This is a genomic window from Streptomyces rubrogriseus (assembly GCF_027947575.1).
Taxonomy (GTDB): Bacteria; Actinomycetota; Actinomycetes; order Streptomycetales; family Streptomycetaceae; genus Streptomyces; species Streptomyces rubrogriseus.
The window spans coordinates 5,985,632-6,001,002 of record NZ_CP116256.1 but is presented as its reverse complement, the minus strand read 5'-3'; the positions used below and the strand labels follow the sequence as shown (position 1 = coordinate 6,001,002).

The window sequence follows — 15,371 nt, the reverse complement described above, 5'->3', positions numbered from 1 at the left end:
ACCGTTCCGGCCCCGCGGGGACCCCGTTCGCCACGGCTCCCGGACCGGGCGTCTTCCGCCCCGGTGACGCCGCCCACCGGCCGCCCCCCGCGGACACCGCCGAGCCGGTCCGTACGCGTGCCGTACCGGATGCCGGGTCGGTACGCGGGCCGGGCGTCGGTGACAGACGCAGGAGGTCGTCGTGAAGGCTGTCGTCACCCGGCTCGACAGTTTCGGCGACGTGCTGCTCGCCGGGCCCGCCGTGCGCGCCGTCGCCGCGCGGGCCGACCACGTGACCATGGTGTGCGGGTCCCGCGGCGCGCCCGCCGCCCGGCTGCTGCCCGGCGTCGACGAGGTGCTCGTGTGGGAGGCGCCCTGGGGCGGGTTCGAGCCGCCCGACGTCAGCCGCGCGGACATCGACGCGCTCGTGGAACGCGTCGACGCCGACACCGCGCTGATCCTCACCTCCTTCCACCAGTCCCCGCTGCCCACCGCCCTGGTGCTGCGCCTGGCCGGTGTCCGGTACATCGCCGCCGACAGCGAGGACTACCCGGGCTCCCTCCTCGACCTGCGCCACCACCGCGCCCCGCACGCCCACGAGGCCGAGGCCGCGCTCGACCTCGCCGAGGCGGCCGGGTTCCCCGCGCCCGACGACGGACGGCTGCGCGTGCGCACCCGCCGCGCGCCGACGCCCTCACCGGTCCCGGCCCCTACGTCGTCCTGCACCCCGGCGCCAGCGTCCCGGCCCGCGCCTGGAGTCCCGGGCGCGCCGCCGAGGCCGTACGCGAACTCGCCGCCGCCGGACACCGCGTACTGGTCACCGGCGGCCTCGGCGAGCGCGGCCTCACCGCGCACGTCGCCGGCGCCCACGGCACCGACCTCGGCGGCCGCACCGACGCCCCCACCCTGGCCGGCGTCCTCGCGGGCGCCGCCGCCGTCGTCACCGGCAACACCGCGCCCGCCCACCTCGCCGCCGCCGTCGGCACCCCCGTCGTCTCCCTGTTCGCCCCCGTCGTACCCGCCGAGCGCTGGCGCCCGTACGGCGTCCCCTACGTCCTGCTGGGCGACCAGGACGCGCCCTGCGCCGACAGCAGGGCCCGGGACTGCCCCGTCCCCGGGCATCCCTGCCTGAACACCGTCACCGCCACCGACGTGGCCGCCGCCGTCGAGAAGCTGATCGCCGTCGCGCAACCGATGGGGGAGACATGAGGATCCTCATGTGGCACGTGCACGGGTCGTGGACCACGGCCTTCGTGCAGGGCCCGCACACCTACCTGGTCCCCGTCACCCCCGACCGCGGTCCCGACGGCCTCGGCCGCGCCCGCACCTGGGACTGGCCCGACTCCGTCGTCGAAGTACCGCCGGAGCGGCTGCGGGACGAGGACATCGACCTCGTGATCCTCCAGCGCCCGCACGAACTCGCCCTGGTCGACCGCTGGCTGGGCCGCCGCCCGCCGCTGGTCTACCTGGAGCACAACGCCCCCGACGGCGACGTGCCCCACACCCGCCACCCGGCCGCGGACGTCCCGGGCGTCACACTCGTCCACGTCACCCACTTCAACCGGCTGATGTGGGACGCGGGTGCCACCCCGACCACCGTCGTCGAGCACGGCATCGTCGACCCCGGCCACCGCTGGACCGGCGAGCTGGACCGCGCCGCCGTCGTCGTCAACGAGCCGATCAGGCGCGGCCGCACGACCGGGACCGACCTGCTTCCCGTCTTCTCCCGGGCCGCGCCGCTCGACGTGTTCGGCATGCGCACCGAAGGCCTCGCCGAACACCTCGGCGTCGACCCCGGCCGCTGCCGCACCCAGGACGTCCCGCAGAGCGAGCTGCACACCGAACTGGCCCGCCGCCGCGTCTACGTCCACCCCGTCCGCTGGACCTCCCTCGGCCTGTCCCTGCTGGAGGCCATGCACCTGGGCATGCCCGTGGTCGCCCTGGCCACCACCGAGGTCACCGAGGCCGTGCCGCCCGGCGCCGGGGTGGTCTCCAACCGTATCGACGTACTGACCGACGCCGTACGCGACTTCCTCGCCGACCCGCCGCACGCGCGGGCGGTCGGCGAGGCGGCCCGTGCGGCGGCCCTGGCCCACTACGGGCTGCCCCGCTTCCTGGACGACTGGGAGCGGCTGCTCAAGGAGGTGACCCGATGAGGATCGCCATGGTGTCCGAGCACGCGAGCCCGCTCGCCGCGCTCGGCGGCGTCGACGCCGGTGGACAGAACGTCTACGTGGCCCGTCTCGCCGAGGAGCTGGCGGGACGCGGCCACGACGTCACGGTCTACACCCGCCGGGACGCCACCGACCTGCCCGCCCGGGTGCCCCTGCCCGGCGGCACGGTCGTGGAGCACGTGCCGGCCGGGCCACCCGTGTCCGTCCCCAAGGACGAACTCTTCCCCCACATGCCCGCCTTCGGCGCCCACCTGGCCCGCGCCTGGGCCCGGGAAAGACCCGACGTGGTGCACGCCCACTTCTGGATGTCCGGCATGGCCGCGCAGATCGGCGCGGCCCCGCACGGCGTCCCCCTCGTCCAGACCTTCCACGCCCTCGGCACCGTCAAGCGCCGCCACCAGGGCATGCGCGACACCAGCCCCTACGAGCGCATCGGCATCGAACGGCAGCTCGGCCGGACCTGCGAACGGGTCCTGGCCACCTGCACCGACGAGGTCGTCGAACTCGGCGACATGGGCGTCCCGACCCGGCAGGTCTCCGTCGTGCCCTGTGGCGTGGACGCCGAGCACTTCCACCCCGCCGCCGACACCGGCCGCACCCCCGAACGACGCCTGCGGCACCGGCTGCTGGCCTGCGGACGACTCGTCCCCCGCAAGGGCTACGACCAGGCCGTCCGCGCCCTGGCCCACATCCCCGACGCCGAACTCCTCATCGCCGGCGGCCCGCCGGCCGGTGCCCTGGAGGCCGACCCCGAGGCCCGGCGCCTGACCGGCATCGCCCGCCGGGCCGGCGTCGCCGACCGGGTCCGGCTGCTCGGCGCGGTCGACCCGGACGACATGCCCGCCCTGCTCCGCAGCTCCGACCTGGTGCTGTGCACCCCGGTGTACGAGCCGTTCGGCATCGTGCCGCTGGAGGCCATGGCGTGCGGCGTGTCCGTCCTCGCCACCGACGTCGGCGGCCACCGCGACTCCGTCGCCGACGGCATCACCGGCCGCCTGGTCGCCCCGCAGGACCCCGAGGCCGTGGCCGAGGCGGCCCGTGAACTCCTCGCCGACGAGCGGCTGCGCCGCCAGTACGGCAGGAACGGCCGCGAACGCGTCCTGCGGCACTACACCTGGGCGCGCGTCGCCGACGGCGCGGAACAGGTGTACCGCCTGACCCGCTCCGAACACGCGGTGACGACAGGGGTGGCGTCGTGACGCCGCAGCCGCCCGTCGCCGGGCACTGCGACGAACTCCTGGAAGCACTCGGCGCGTTCCGTGCCTCCGCGCACGTCACCCAACGCTGGGGCGACCGGCTCGCGGCCGTACTGGGCGGCGGCGGCCGGCTGCTCGCCGCGGGCAACGGCGGCAGCGCCGCCCAGGCCCAGCACCTGACCGCCGAACTCGTCGGCCGCTACCGCGACGACCGTCCGCCGTTCTCCGCGATCGCCCTGCACGCCGACACCTCCTCCACCACCGCCATCGCCAACGACTACGGCGTCGACGAGGTGTTCGCCCGCCAGGTCCGCGCCCACGGCCGCGAGGGCGACGTCCTGATGCTGCTGTCCACCAGCGGCGCCAGCGCCAACCTGCTCTCCGCCGCCGACGCGGCCCGCTCGGCCGGGGTCCGGGTGTGGGCGCTCACCGGCTGCGCCCCCAACCCGCTCATGGCGGGCAGCGACGAGTCCCTGTGCGTCGAGGCGCCGTCCACGGCCACCGTGCAGGAGATCCACCTGGTCGCCGTCCACATGATCTGCGCGGCCTTCGACGCGGCCCTGGAGCGGGGCGTGCGCGGCACACGGGCCGCGGGGAGCGCGGCGAGCACGGGACGCGCGGCGGGCAGGGAGCGCGCGGCGGGTACGGGGCGCGCTGGGCGCGCGGCGCAGCGGAAGCGGAGGTGACCGGACAGATGGCCGTCAGGACGGACAGGACCCCCCTGGTCGTGGTCGGCGACGCGCTGCTCGACCGCGACCTGACCGGCACCGCCGACCGGCTCGCACCGGACGCGCCCGTCCCGGTCGTCCAGGAGTGCGCCGAGCGGATCCGCCCGGGCGGCGCAGCCCTCGCCGCGTACCTCGCCGCCCGCGACGGCCGCGAGGTCACGCTGATCGCGGGCGTGGGCGAGGACCCGGCCGGTCTCGCCCTGCGCGAACTGCTCGCCCCCTGGCTGAAGCTGATCCCGTTGCCGCTGACCGGCACGGTGCCGGAGAAGACCCGGGTCCTCGCCCAGGACCGCCCCGTGGTCCGCCTCGACCGCGGCGGCGGCCGGGTCCGCGAGGCGACGGACGAGGCCCGCGACGCGCTGGGTTCCGCCCGCGCCGTCCTGGTCTCCGACTACGGCCGCGGCGCGGCGGACGCCCTGCGCGACGTGCTCACCGCGCGCCCGCCGCTGGTCTGGGACCCGCACCCGCGCGGCGGACCGCCGGTTGCCGGCACCCGCCTGGTGACGCCCGCAGAGAAGGAGGCGCACGGCTTCGCGCCGTCCGAGGGCCGCCCGGGCGGCGGGCTGCGGGCCGCCGCGCTCAACGCCGCCGCCCTGGTCCGCGACTGGCGGGTGGCCGCCGTGACGGTCACCCTCGGCTCGCGCGGCGCGCTCCTGTCCTACGGCGAACACCCCTCCTCGTCCCCGCGCCCGCCGCCCACCACGGCGACTCCTGCGGCGCGGGGGACCGGTTCGCGGCCACCGCGGCCGGGCTGCTCGCCGACGGCGCGCTGGTGGGTGAGGCCGTCGAGGGCGCGGTGGGCGCCGCCACGGCCTTCGTCGCCGCGGGCGGCGCGGCCGCCGTGCCGCCGGCCGGCTCCGAACGGGCGCTCGCCGCGCTCCCCGACACCGACGACCCCGGCGCCCTGGCCGCCCGGATCCGCGCCGGACACGGCACGGTCGTCGCCGCCGGCGGCTGCTTCGACCTGCTGCACGCCGGACACGTCGGCCTGCTCCAGGCCGCCCGGCGGCTCGGCGACTGCCTGGTCGTCTGCGTCAACTCCGACGCCTCGGTCCGGCGCCGCAAGGGCGGCGGCCGCCCCGTCAACCCCCTCGCCGACCGCGTCCGCGTCCTGCGCGCCCTCGCCTGCGTCGACGCGGTCGCCGTCTTCGACGAGGACACCCCCGAACGCCTCCTGGGCGAACTGCGCCCCGACGTCTGGGTCAAGGGCGGCGACTACGCCGGCGCCGACCTCCCCGAGGCCGGGCTCCTGAAGGAGTGGGGCGGACAGGCGGTCCTCCTGCCCTACCTCGACGGCCGCTCCTCCACCGCCCTGCTGGCCCGCGCCGCCGAGGGGGCCCGATGAGGCCCGCCGCCCCCGCCCGGCCCCTCGCCGGGACCGCGCCGGGCACCTCCCCGCCCGCGGCCCCCGCGAGCCACCCGACCGCCCCGCCCACGCCGACGCACGCGCTCCGTCCGCCGGGACCGCAGCCCACCCGCCGCGGAGCACGGCCCGCGCCGACCACCGCGCCCGGCCCTCCACCGGCCTAGCCCGGCCCTTGGCCAACCGGTCGGGACGGAGGCCGGCGGAAGCGCCGGTGCCGGGCGGCGCGGCGGGGACCCGGCCGCGACCGGCCGGGGGCACGAGGCCCGCGCCGTCCGCGGCGAGACCCCGGCCCGGCCGGTGGACGGCCGTGCCGTGTCCGCGGGCGGCCGGGAGGCCGGTACGGGTGCGGTGGTGCCGCCGTCCCGGCCCGGGGAGGGCGGATCCGGCGGATCCGGAATCCCCGGGTCGGCCGGCGGGCCGATGACCGGGGACCCCGTCCACCCGCCGGTCGCCGGGGCGGTGCGGGGCGGACCGGACTCGGTCGCCGTCGGGGGCGGAGGCGTCCCCCGCGTGCTCGTGCTGCGTGCCCTCGGGCTCGGGGACCTGCTGGCCGGGGTGCCCGCCCTGCGGGCGTTGCGGCGGGCGTACCCCGGGCACGAACTGGTGCTGGCCGCCCCCGCCGAACTGGCCCCCGTGGCCGCGGCCACCGGCGCCGTGGACCGGGTACTGCCCGCCGCCGCACCCGGGCGTGCCGTCCCGCGCACCCTGGACTGGACCGGGCCGCCCCCCGACGTCGCCGTCGACCTGCACGGCAACGGCCCGCCCAGTCACCGCCTCCTCGCCGGCCTGCGCCCGCGGAGGCTGCTGGCGTTCGCGCACCCCGGGACCCCCGAGGTGGACGGCCCGCCCTGGTACGCCGAGGAACACGAGCGCGAGCGGTGGTGCCGGCTGCTGCGCGCGTACGGCATCGACGCCGACCCCCGCGACCTGCGGCTGCCGCGCCCCGACGCACCGTCCCCCGCCCCCGGCGCCGTCGTCCTGCACCCCGGGGCGGGCGCCCCCGCCCGCTGCTGGCCCGTGGAACGGTACGCGGCCGTCGCCGAGGCGCTGCGTGCCCGCGGACGCCGGGTGGTGGTCACCGGAGGGGCGGACGAGGCGGACCTGGTGGCCCGGCTGGCCAAGCGCGCCGATCTGCCCGACACGGACGTGTTCGGCGGTGGCCTGCCCTACGGCCGGCTCTCCGCCCTGGTCGCGGACGCCCGCGCCGTCGTCAGCGGCGACACCGGCATCGCCCACCTCGCCGTCGCCCACGCCACGCCCTCCGTGACCCTCTTCGGCCCGGTCCCGCCCAGCCGCTGGGGCCCGCCGCCCGACCCCCGCCACCGCGCGCTGTGGCATCCGGGCCCGGACGGCGACCCGCACGGCCGCCGCACCGACCCCGCGCTGCTGCGGATCACCCCCGACGCCGTACTCGACGCATGTGACGCACTCGACGCGCTCGACGCGCTCGACCCCCCGGACGACCCGGACGCCCCGGAAGAGGGACCATGAACCACCCCGCGCACCACGGCCCGACGGTCACCCCGGAACGGCACCACTCCGACTCCACCCGACCCGCCCCCGTCGGCATCGTCATCGCCACCAGGAACCGCCGCGCGAGCCTCGCCGTCACCGTCCGGAACCTGCTCGCCCTGCCCGAACGGCCCGACGTCCTCGTCGTCGACAACGCCTCCACCGACGACACCCGCGCCATGCTGGCCCGCGACTTCCCCGAGGTCCGCGTCCTCCCCCTGCCGTCCAACCGCGGCGCCCTCGCCCGCACCCACGGCGTGCGCGCCCTCGACACCCCCTACGTCGCGTTCAGCGACGACGACTCCTGGTGGGCGCCGGGCGCCCTCGGCGCCGCCGCCCGGCACTTCGACGACCACCCCCGGCTCGGCCTGCTCTCCGCCCGCACCCTCGTCGGCCCCGGCGACGCCGCCGACCCCCTCAACGACCTGCTCGCCGACTCCCCCCTCGGCACGGCCACCGACCTCCCCGGCACCCAGGTGCTCGGCTTCCTCGGCTGCGCCGCCGTCGCCCGCCGCACCGCCTACCTCGACGCGGGCGGCTACCACCCGCTGCTCTTCTTCGGCGGCGAGGAGACCCTCCTCGCCTACGACCTGGCGGCCCGCGGCTGGGGCGTCACGCACTGCCCCGACGTCATCGCCCACCACCACCCGCACCCCCGCCCGCGCACCGGCCGTCCGGCCGTCGTACGGCGCAACGAACTCCTCACCGCCTGGCTGCGCCGCCCCCTGCCGCACGCGCTGGCCCGCACCCGGGCCCTCGCCGCCGACGCCCGCCGCGACCCGCACGCCCGGCACGCCCTGCGCGAGACGCTCACCCGCCTGCCCGCCGCGCTGCGCGCCCGCAGGCCCCTGCCCCCGCACGTGGAACGGGCCGCACGCCTCCTCGACGGAGCCGACGGACCGGGCGGAGCGGTCTCATGACGGACGCCCGGACCACCGTCGTCGTCATCACCCACAACCGGTGCCCCGAACTCCTGCGCACCCTGGACCGGCTCGCCGAACTCCCCGAGCGGCCGGCGGTGATCGTCACGGACAACGGTTCCACCGACGGCACGGCCGCCGCCGTCGCCCGCCACCACCCCGGCGTACGGCTTCTGCGCCCCGGCCGCAACCTGGGCGCCGTCGGCCGCAACCTGGCGGTCCGCCAGGTCACGACCCCCTACGTCGCCTTCTGCGACGACGACTCCTGGTGGGCGCCCGGCTCCCTGTCCGGGGCCGCGGACCTGCTCGACCGGTACCCGGCGGTCGGCTCGGTCACCGCCCGCATCCTGGTCGAACCGGAGGGCGCCGAGGACCCGATCGTCGAGGAACTGCGCGACTCGCCCGTGCCCCGCCCCGACTGGCTCCCGGGACCGGCGCTCGGCTCCTTCCTGGCCGCCGCGACCGTCCTGCGCACCGACGCCTTCCGGGCCGCGGGCGGCTTCCACCCCCGGCTGTGGCTGGGCGGCGAGGAGGAGCTGCTCGCCGCCGACCTCGCCGCGAACGGCTGGTGGCTGACGTACGCCGAACAGCTGACGATCCATCACCACCCGTCCGGGACGCGGGACTCGACCGTGCGCCGGTCCCACGGCATCCGCAACACCCTGTGGTTCACCTGGCTGCGCCGCCCGGTCGGCCCCGCCCTGCGCCGCACCCTGCACCTGGCCCGCACCGTCCCCCGCGACACCGCGTCCCTGCGCGCCTTCGCGGAGGCGACGGCCGCCCTGCCGTGGGTGCTGCGCGAACGCCGGGTGCTGCCGCCGGAGGTCGAGGCCCGGCTGCGTGCCCTGGAACCCGCCCAGCGCGACTCGACGGCCCGCAGCTACACCGGCTGATCCGGGCCCGCCGCCGTACCGGCACCCGACCGACCGCCCGGCGGCGCCGTCACCGCCCCGGCGCCGCTCCCGACGTGTCCCGCAAGGCCGCCAGCAGGCCGTCCGCCGCGTCCGGCACCGGGTCCGCCGCCCGGAACCGCGCGGCGATCCGCGCCGCCGCCGCCCGCCCGTCGGCCAGACACCAGTCCCACCAGGGCCCCAGCACCCCCTCCGCGGCCGCCCCGGCCAGCCGTTCGGCGGCCACCAGCGCCGGCCAGCCGCAGGCACGGGCCTGCGCCGTCACCTTCGCGCCGCCCTCGACCGGATCCACCGCCAGCACCGGCACACCGGCCCGCAGCGCGAGCACCAGACCGTGCAGCCGGTCGGTGACGACCAGGTCGAGGCGGGCCAGTACGGCCTCCAGCTGGGCCGGTGTGCCGCACAGCCGCCAGTCGTGCGCGTCCAGCCGGGTCTCCAGCTCCAGCCGGGCACAGTCCCGCCCGGCCAGCCAGCGGGTCAGCACGGCGGCCACCTCCTCGTGGCGTCGCCGCCCCCCGTACTCGTGCTGCCCGTGGGTGAGCACCACCCCGACGACGGGCACGGCCGGGAGCGCCGGAGCACGGGCCGCGAGGTCCACGCCCGGACCGGTACCGGCGGCGTCCCGGGCCAGCACCCGGTGGAAGCCGATGACGGCGGGGGAGCGGGGATCGACCACGGAGACCCCGACGGCGATCCGCACACAGTGCGCGAACCGCCGGTGCAACTCCTCGACCTGCGGCCCGTGCACCGGCCCGCACACGAACACCAGCCGGGAGTACGCCGCCGGGTCCAGGTCCGCGAAGTGCGTACCGCCGGCCCGGAACCCGGGGCTCCACACGACGTCGTACACGAACCCCGCGTCCCGCAGCACCCGCTCCACCCGCGCCAGCGCCAGCACGTCCCCGGCCGTCGCCTCCCCGTGCAGGAAGCTGAACCAGCCGGTCACCAGGATTGCGTCCCGTCCGTGCACAGTGCCACCGGGTGCCCAGCCGACGGCCCCGCAACCAACGGCACGGCGACCGCGTACGCCGGGTCAGCGGGTCCCCGGGGCCGGGGAGACGGCGCCGCCGGCCGCCGGGCGACCGCCCGGACGCCTGTCCCACCGGGCGGCGCGGACGGTGCCGCTGGACCGGGACGGCCTCGCCGGCCTGCGCGACCGCGCCCGGCCCGGCTCCGGGAGCGCGCCGTGCCCCCGTCCGGCCGCGGACCCCGGCGCTCGCCGGGGAAAGAGGACAGGACCCGTCCTCGTTCCCCGCTAGCGTGCAGGGCATGACGACCAAGGCAGGAACGACCGGCCCCGTCCTCGGCATCCGGGCCCTCAACCGCGCCACCCTGGCCCGCCAGTTGCTGCTGCGCCGGGCGGCGATGTCCGCCGAGGCCGCCGTCGCGCACCTCGTCGGGCTCCAGGCCCAGAACGTGAAGCCCCCGTACTACGCGCTCGCCGCCCGTCTCGACGGCTTCACGCCCGAGGACCTGTCCGGGCCGATGGCCGACCGCCGCGTCGCCCGGCTCGTCACCCTGCGCTCCACCATCCACACCCACACCGCCGACGACTGCCTCACCCTGCGGCCACTGGTGCAGCAGGCCCGGGAGCGCGAGCTGAGGACCTTCCGCAAGGGCCTGACCGGCGTCGACCTGGACCGGCTCGCCCGCCTCTCCCGGGAACTGGTCGAGGCCGAGCCGCGCACCCCGGCGCAGTTGCGCGCGGCCCTCCTCGCCGAGTGGCCCGCCGCCGACCCGCAGGCGCTGTCCGTCGCCGCCCGCTGCCGGCTCCCGCTCGTCCAGGTGACGCCGCGCGGCCTGTGGGGCCGGAGCGGTCAGGTCACGCTCACCACCGCCGAGCACTGGCTGGGCCGCCCCGCGCGCCCGGAGCCCGCACCGGACGACACCGTCCTGCGCTACCTGGCCGCCTTCGGGCCCGCGTCGGTGAAGGACATGCAGACCTGGGCCGGCCTGACCCGGCTCCGGGACGCCTTCGAGCGGCTGCGCCCCCGACTCGTCACCTTCCGCGACCCCGGCGGCACCGAACTCTTCGACCTCCCCGACGCGCCGCGCCCCGACCCGGACACTCCGGCCCCGCCGCGCTTCCTGCCCGAGTTCGACAACCTGCTCCTCTCCCACGCCGACCGGGCCCGCGTCGTACCGCCCGCGCACAAGGGCCGCACCTGGAAGAAGAACCAGGCCTACCGCGTCCTGCTCGTCGACGGCTTCGTGGCCGGACTGTGGAAGCTCGAGGACGACGCCCTGGTCGTCGAGGCCTTCGACCGCCCCCCGAAGCGGCAGCGGGACGAGATCGTGGCCGAGGGCGAGCGGATGCTCGCGACGATGCACACCGGCACCGCGTACGACGTCCGCTTCGGGACCGTACGGGACTGACATGGAGAGGGGCGCTGCGGGCCGCTCGTGGAGGCCCGCAGCGCCCCCGGTCTTGCACCTGAGGGATGCTCAGGGTGTCAAACGGTGGCGTTCGGTCTGGAGCGGGTGAGCCCGGGCATGAGTCTCCTCAAGGGGTAGCCGGTGGGGGGTCGCACGGGCGTGGGGGGGTTTGACGGGGGTCTCGGGACAGACCCCCGTTTGCCCGGGCGAGCGGCACAGGCTCACGCTAGAACCGGCGGTCCGGACCGCCCAATGAGGGAACCCCCTAAGGGCGTCGGGCAGGGAAAACCCTCGGTTTACCGCCGGTAAACCCGGCCGTTGTCAGTCGGGGCGCCGACCCGCCGCCAGGCGGACGATGTCGACCCGGGACCGGATCCCCAGCTTGCGGTAGACGCGCGTGAGCGTCGCCTCCACGGTCTTCACGCTGACGAACAGCCGGGCGGCGATCTCCCGGTTGGTCGCGCCCTCCATCACGAGCGCCGCCACCTGACGCTCCATCGAGGCCAGCCCCGCCAGACCGTCCGGCTCGGCGGCCGGCACCGGGGCCGGTCCGGACGCCCGCACCGCGACGGCGGCCTCCACCCGCCGCAGCCAGGGCAGCGCCCGGCACCGCCGGAACAGCCGCGCCGCCTCGTCGTAGGACGCCGATTCCGGGGCCCGCCCCGGCCGTTCGGCGTGCAACTCGGCCAGTGCGAAGACCGCCCGGGCCTCCTCCAGACCGAAGCCCAGCCCGGCCAGCCGCTCCCGCGCCGACGTCAACCGGGCGACGGCCGCCCGGTGTTCGCCCCGCGCCGCCCGCACCAGCGCCTCGGACCGGTCGAGGACGGCGAGCACGCTCTGGCGCCCGAGCCGCAGCGCGTGCGCCCGGGCGACCTCGATGACGTCCATGGCCTCGGCCGGCTCCCCGGTGCGCACCAGCGCCTCCGCGAGATCGCCCTGCCACCGGCCGCGCGCCGGGTCGGTGATGCCGGCCCCCGCCTCCAGCTCCCGCACCCGGCGCAGCGCCCGTACGGCCGCCGCCGCGTCGCCCGCCACCAGGTGCGCGTGCCCGAGCGCGGCCAGCGCGCGGGACAGGTACACGGCGTCGCCGTCGCCCTCCGACCGCCGTACCGCCTCCCGGGCCAGCTCCAGGGCACGGTCGGGGTCGCCGCCCGCGGCCTCGGCGAGCGCGGCCTGCATCGCGCCCGCGCCCTCCCCGATGCCCGCGTCGCGGGCCAGGGTGAGGCTCTCCCGGGACAGTTCGAGGGCCCGGCCGCAGTGGCCGGAGTGCAGCTCGGTCTCCGCGAGGAAACGCAGGTAGTGGACCTCGCTCTCGGCCATGCCGCGGCGGCGCACCTCGCGCAGCAGCGCGGTGACGGTGGTCCGCGCCTCGGCCAGCCGGTCGCTCATCACCAGCCACCGGAACCGGGAGGAGCCGGCCCCGTTGTGATGGCACGCCACCCGCGGGTCCTGCGGCTCCTGGAGCGCCCGCTGGATGGTCGCCGGAGCACCCGGATGACCCATCAGCGTCTCCGCCTGCGCCTGGAACGCGAGCGCGAGCAGTTCGGTACTCCGGTCCCCGGCCCGCGCCGCCAGCCGGGCCGCGTGCGCGGCCTCCTCCCGGCCCTGGGCGAAGTCGCCCTGCACCACCAGGGAGCGCCAGGCCAGCTGGTAGTGGACCAGGGCGAGCAGCCGGGGGTCGTCGCCCGCGTCGGCCAGGGCCTGCGGGAAGACGGCGTCGACCTCGCCGATGGCCTGTCCGGCCGCCTCGATCACCGCCATCCAGGCCCGCACCCGCTCGCCGGGCGCGGTGGCCCGGGTCAGCACCTCCCGGGCGACGTCCCGGGCGAGGTCCTGCTCGCCCGCGGTGATCGCGTCCTCGGCGGCCGTCAGCCGGCGCTCGTCCGGGCCCGGCGTGCCGTCCGCCGGGGTGTGGCGGGCGGCGAGCAGCCCCAGCGAGGCGGCCACCGACGGCGCCCCGCGGTCCCGGGCCAGCGCGGCGGCCTCCGCCAGCCGGGCCGCCACCTCGGGGTCGGTGCCGGTGGTGGCCAGCGCCAGGTGCCGGGCGCGCTCGATCGGGTCGGAGGCGGCCGTGGACAGCGCGGCGTGCGCGGCCCGCCGCTCCGGCGCCGGAGCCTCGGCGTACAGCGCGGCCGAGATCAGCGGGTGCGCGAACCGTAGGGTCGGACCCTCCGGGTCGGGCGCCAGCAGCCCGAGCGCCGCCGCCTGCGCGGTCTCCGCCTCGGCGTTCTCCCGGCCGGCCGCGCGCAGCAGCGCCGGGGTGGGGCGGGCGCCGGCGCTGGCCACCAGGAGGGTGCGGCGGGCCTCGCCCGACAGCATCTCCAGGCGGGACAGGACCAGGGCGCGCAGCGAGGTCGGCACCGGCAGCGGCTCGCCCGGACGCGGTGCGGCGGGGCTCTCGGCCAGGGCCCGGCCCAGCTCCAGGGCGAACAGCGGGTTGCCGCCGCTGGTGCGGTGGATGTCCCGGACGGTGGAACGGTGCAGGCCCGAGTAGCCGCGTTCGTCGAGCAGCGCCGACACCTGGGCGCGGGTCAGCGGCCCGAGGCGGACCGCGCGGGTGTCCGGCGGGGAGGCCCGCAGATGGCGGTCGTACTCGGCGTCGTCCGTCTCGGTCCCCTCGGTCCGTACCGCGCACAGCAGCCGTACCGGGGTCTCGCCCAGGCGGCGGGCGGCGAAGCCGAGGAGTTCCGCGCTGGCCGGATCGAGCCACTGGAGGTCGTCGGCGACGACGAGGACGGGCCCCTCGGCGGCGAGCGCGCGCAGCGCGGACAGCACGGCCAGGCGCAGCGCCAGCCCGTCGCGCTGGAGGGTGGACTCGCCGCGGCCGGTGAGCGCCGACTCCAGCGCGGTGCGCTGGGCGGCGGGCAAGGCCCCGGAGACCTCGTCGAGGACCTGCCCCAGGAGGTCGGCGAGGGCGAGGAAGGGGAGATGGGACTCGGACTCGGTGGCCGAGCAGCGCAGTACGGTGTGCGCCGTGCGGGCGTATTCCGCGGCCAGGGTGCGCAGGACCGTCGACTTTCCGATTCCGGCGGGGCCGTGCAGCAGCACACTGCCGCCCCGGGCGAGCTGCTCACGTGCCGCGCCGAACGACCCCTCCCGCCCGATGACCAGGTCGGAGCGGCCTCCGGCAGCCTCCGCGAAGTCCCGTGGCACGGTGACCGCTCCCCTCCGTGTGGCGTGTCCGGGCCAATATTAGGCAACGGCGCATCGCGTTACGGAGGGTCGGCGAGGTGACCCGAACAACAAACGGGCCACCGGTGGAATCGAGCACGGCCGGACAAGGCCCGCGCCGGCCCGGCGTCCCGGCCCGTCTCCTACGGCAGCCACCCCGTCCGGCGGGCGGCCGCGACGGCCTCCGTGCGGGTGCGGGCGCCCAGCTTGCGCATCGCCGAGCGCAGATAGCTCTTGACGGTCTCCGGGCCCACCCCGAGCCGCTCGGCCGCCGCTCCGTTCGTCGCGCCCGCCGCCACGCAGGCCAGCACGTCCACCTCGCGCGGCGCCAGCCGCGGCCCCGGCACGGGGCCGTCCCCCGCCACCAGCAGACCGCACGCGCGCAAAGCTCGTCCCGCAGCGCCGGGTCCGTGATCCTCGGGGCCAGCGCCCGCAGCGCGGCGTGCGCCTCCCGCACCTGCTCCCAGCCCGCGCCGCCCGCCGCACCCGGGGCGGACGCACCCGGCCCGGCCGCACCCGGTGCGGCCGCCGCCAGCAGGTCGTCCGCCTCGTCCCGCAGCACCAGCGCCTGCTCCGCGTCCCGCGCCGCCGCCACGGCCGCGCCCAGCGTGCGGTCGCCCAGCGGCTGGGCCGTGCGCAGGGCGCCGTACAGGACGCCGCGCACCCGGCGCCGTACGACCACCGGCACCGCGAGGACCGAGCGCAGGCCCTCGGCGGCGACGGGCAGGTCGTACTCGTGGCTGATCTGCCGGGAGACGGAGTAGTCCGTCACCGCGCACGGCCGCGACAGCGCCACCGCCCGGCCCCCGAGCCCGTTGCCGGCCGTCACCGCCAGCGCGCTGAGCGCCGTCGTGGCCGTGCCGCTCAGCTCGCTGATGCGCACCTGGCGCCGTCCGGACTCGACGAGACCGCCGAAGGCGACGGGCAGCCCGGTCGTGCGCCGCAGCCGCACCAGCGCGCTGCGGATCTGCGCCGCGTCCACCGCGTCCACCGCCACCCGTTCCGCCCTCCCTCGTGACCGTTGCGGGACGCACACCC

General features: G+C 77.7%; 9 protein-coding genes and 3 pseudogenes. 9 read left to right on the top strand and 3 right to left on the bottom strand.

Annotated features, from left to right (window positions below; genetic code table 11):
- Positions 1 to 181 precede the first annotated feature (181 nt).
- The 8 genes and pseudogenes from Sru02f_RS27105 (at position 182) to Sru02f_RS27070 (ending at position 8,768) form a co-directional block, all read left to right on the top strand.
- A pseudogene (locus Sru02f_RS27105) lies at positions 182 to 1,188 on the top strand (glycosyltransferase family 9 protein).
- Complete coding sequence (locus Sru02f_RS27100) at positions 1,185 to 2,135, top strand: glycosyltransferase (RefSeq protein ID WP_109029607.1); 951 nt, start codon at positions 1,185 to 1,187, stop codon at positions 2,133 to 2,135. The pseudogene Sru02f_RS27105 and the gene Sru02f_RS27100 overlap by 4 nt, the downstream one beginning before the upstream one ends.
- Positions 2,132 to 3,352, top strand: a complete 1,221-nt coding sequence (locus Sru02f_RS27095; protein ID WP_109029606.1) for a glycosyltransferase family 4 protein — start codon at positions 2,132 to 2,134, stop codon at positions 3,350 to 3,352. The genes Sru02f_RS27100 and Sru02f_RS27095 overlap by 4 nt, the downstream gene beginning before the upstream one ends.
- Positions 3,349 to 4,035 (top strand): D-sedoheptulose-7-phosphate isomerase, encoded by a 687-nt coding sequence (locus Sru02f_RS27090; protein ID WP_109029605.1) that lies wholly within the window; start codon positions 3,349 to 3,351, stop codon positions 4,033 to 4,035. Before Sru02f_RS27095 ends, Sru02f_RS27090 begins: the two co-directional genes overlap by 4 nt.
- A gap of 8 nt (positions 4,036 to 4,043) precedes the next feature.
- Positions 4,044 to 5,422: pseudogene (rfaE2, locus tag Sru02f_RS27085) on the top strand (D-glycero-beta-D-manno-heptose 1-phosphate adenylyltransferase).
- 441 nt (positions 5,423 to 5,863) lie between these two features.
- Entirely contained in the window at positions 5,864 to 6,934 is a 1,071-nt protein-coding gene (locus Sru02f_RS27080) for a glycosyltransferase family 9 protein (RefSeq protein WP_373103586.1), read from the top strand.
- Positions 6,931 to 7,875, top strand: a complete 945-nt coding sequence (locus tag Sru02f_RS27075) for a glycosyltransferase family 2 protein (protein ID WP_109029602.1) — start codon at positions 6,931 to 6,933, stop codon at positions 7,873 to 7,875. Before Sru02f_RS27080 ends, Sru02f_RS27075 begins: the two co-directional genes overlap by 4 nt.
- Positions 7,872 to 8,768, top strand: coding sequence for a glycosyltransferase family 2 protein (locus Sru02f_RS27070; RefSeq protein ID WP_109029601.1), 897 nt, complete (start codon positions 7,872 to 7,874; stop codon positions 8,766 to 8,768). Before Sru02f_RS27075 ends, Sru02f_RS27070 begins: the two co-directional genes overlap by 4 nt.
- Before the next feature lie 49 nt (positions 8,769 to 8,817).
- Here Sru02f_RS27070 and Sru02f_RS27065 read toward each other — a convergent pair whose 3' ends face one another.
- Complete coding sequence (locus tag Sru02f_RS27065) at positions 8,818 to 9,732, bottom strand: polysaccharide pyruvyl transferase family protein (RefSeq protein ID WP_109029600.1); 915 nt, start codon at positions 9,730 to 9,732, stop codon at positions 8,818 to 8,820.
- A gap of 323 nt (positions 9,733 to 10,055) precedes the next feature.
- Between Sru02f_RS27065 and Sru02f_RS27060 the strand changes: the two genes are divergently transcribed.
- Entirely contained in the window at positions 10,056 to 11,162 is a 1,107-nt protein-coding gene (locus tag Sru02f_RS27060; RefSeq protein WP_109029599.1) for a winged helix DNA-binding domain-containing protein, read from the top strand.
- Between the two features lie 321 nt (positions 11,163 to 11,483).
- Here the strand turns inward: Sru02f_RS27060 and Sru02f_RS27055 are convergent, their stop codons facing one another.
- Both Sru02f_RS27055 and Sru02f_RS27050 read right to left on the bottom strand, forming a co-directional pair.
- Positions 11,484 to 14,315, bottom strand: coding sequence for an ATP-binding protein (locus Sru02f_RS27055; RefSeq protein WP_109029598.1), 2,832 nt, complete (start codon positions 14,313 to 14,315; stop codon positions 11,484 to 11,486).
- 161 nt (positions 14,316 to 14,476) lie between these two features.
- Positions 14,477 to 15,330, bottom strand: a pseudogene (locus Sru02f_RS27050) (response regulator transcription factor).
- Between the last annotated feature and the right edge of the window lie 41 nt (positions 15,331 to 15,371).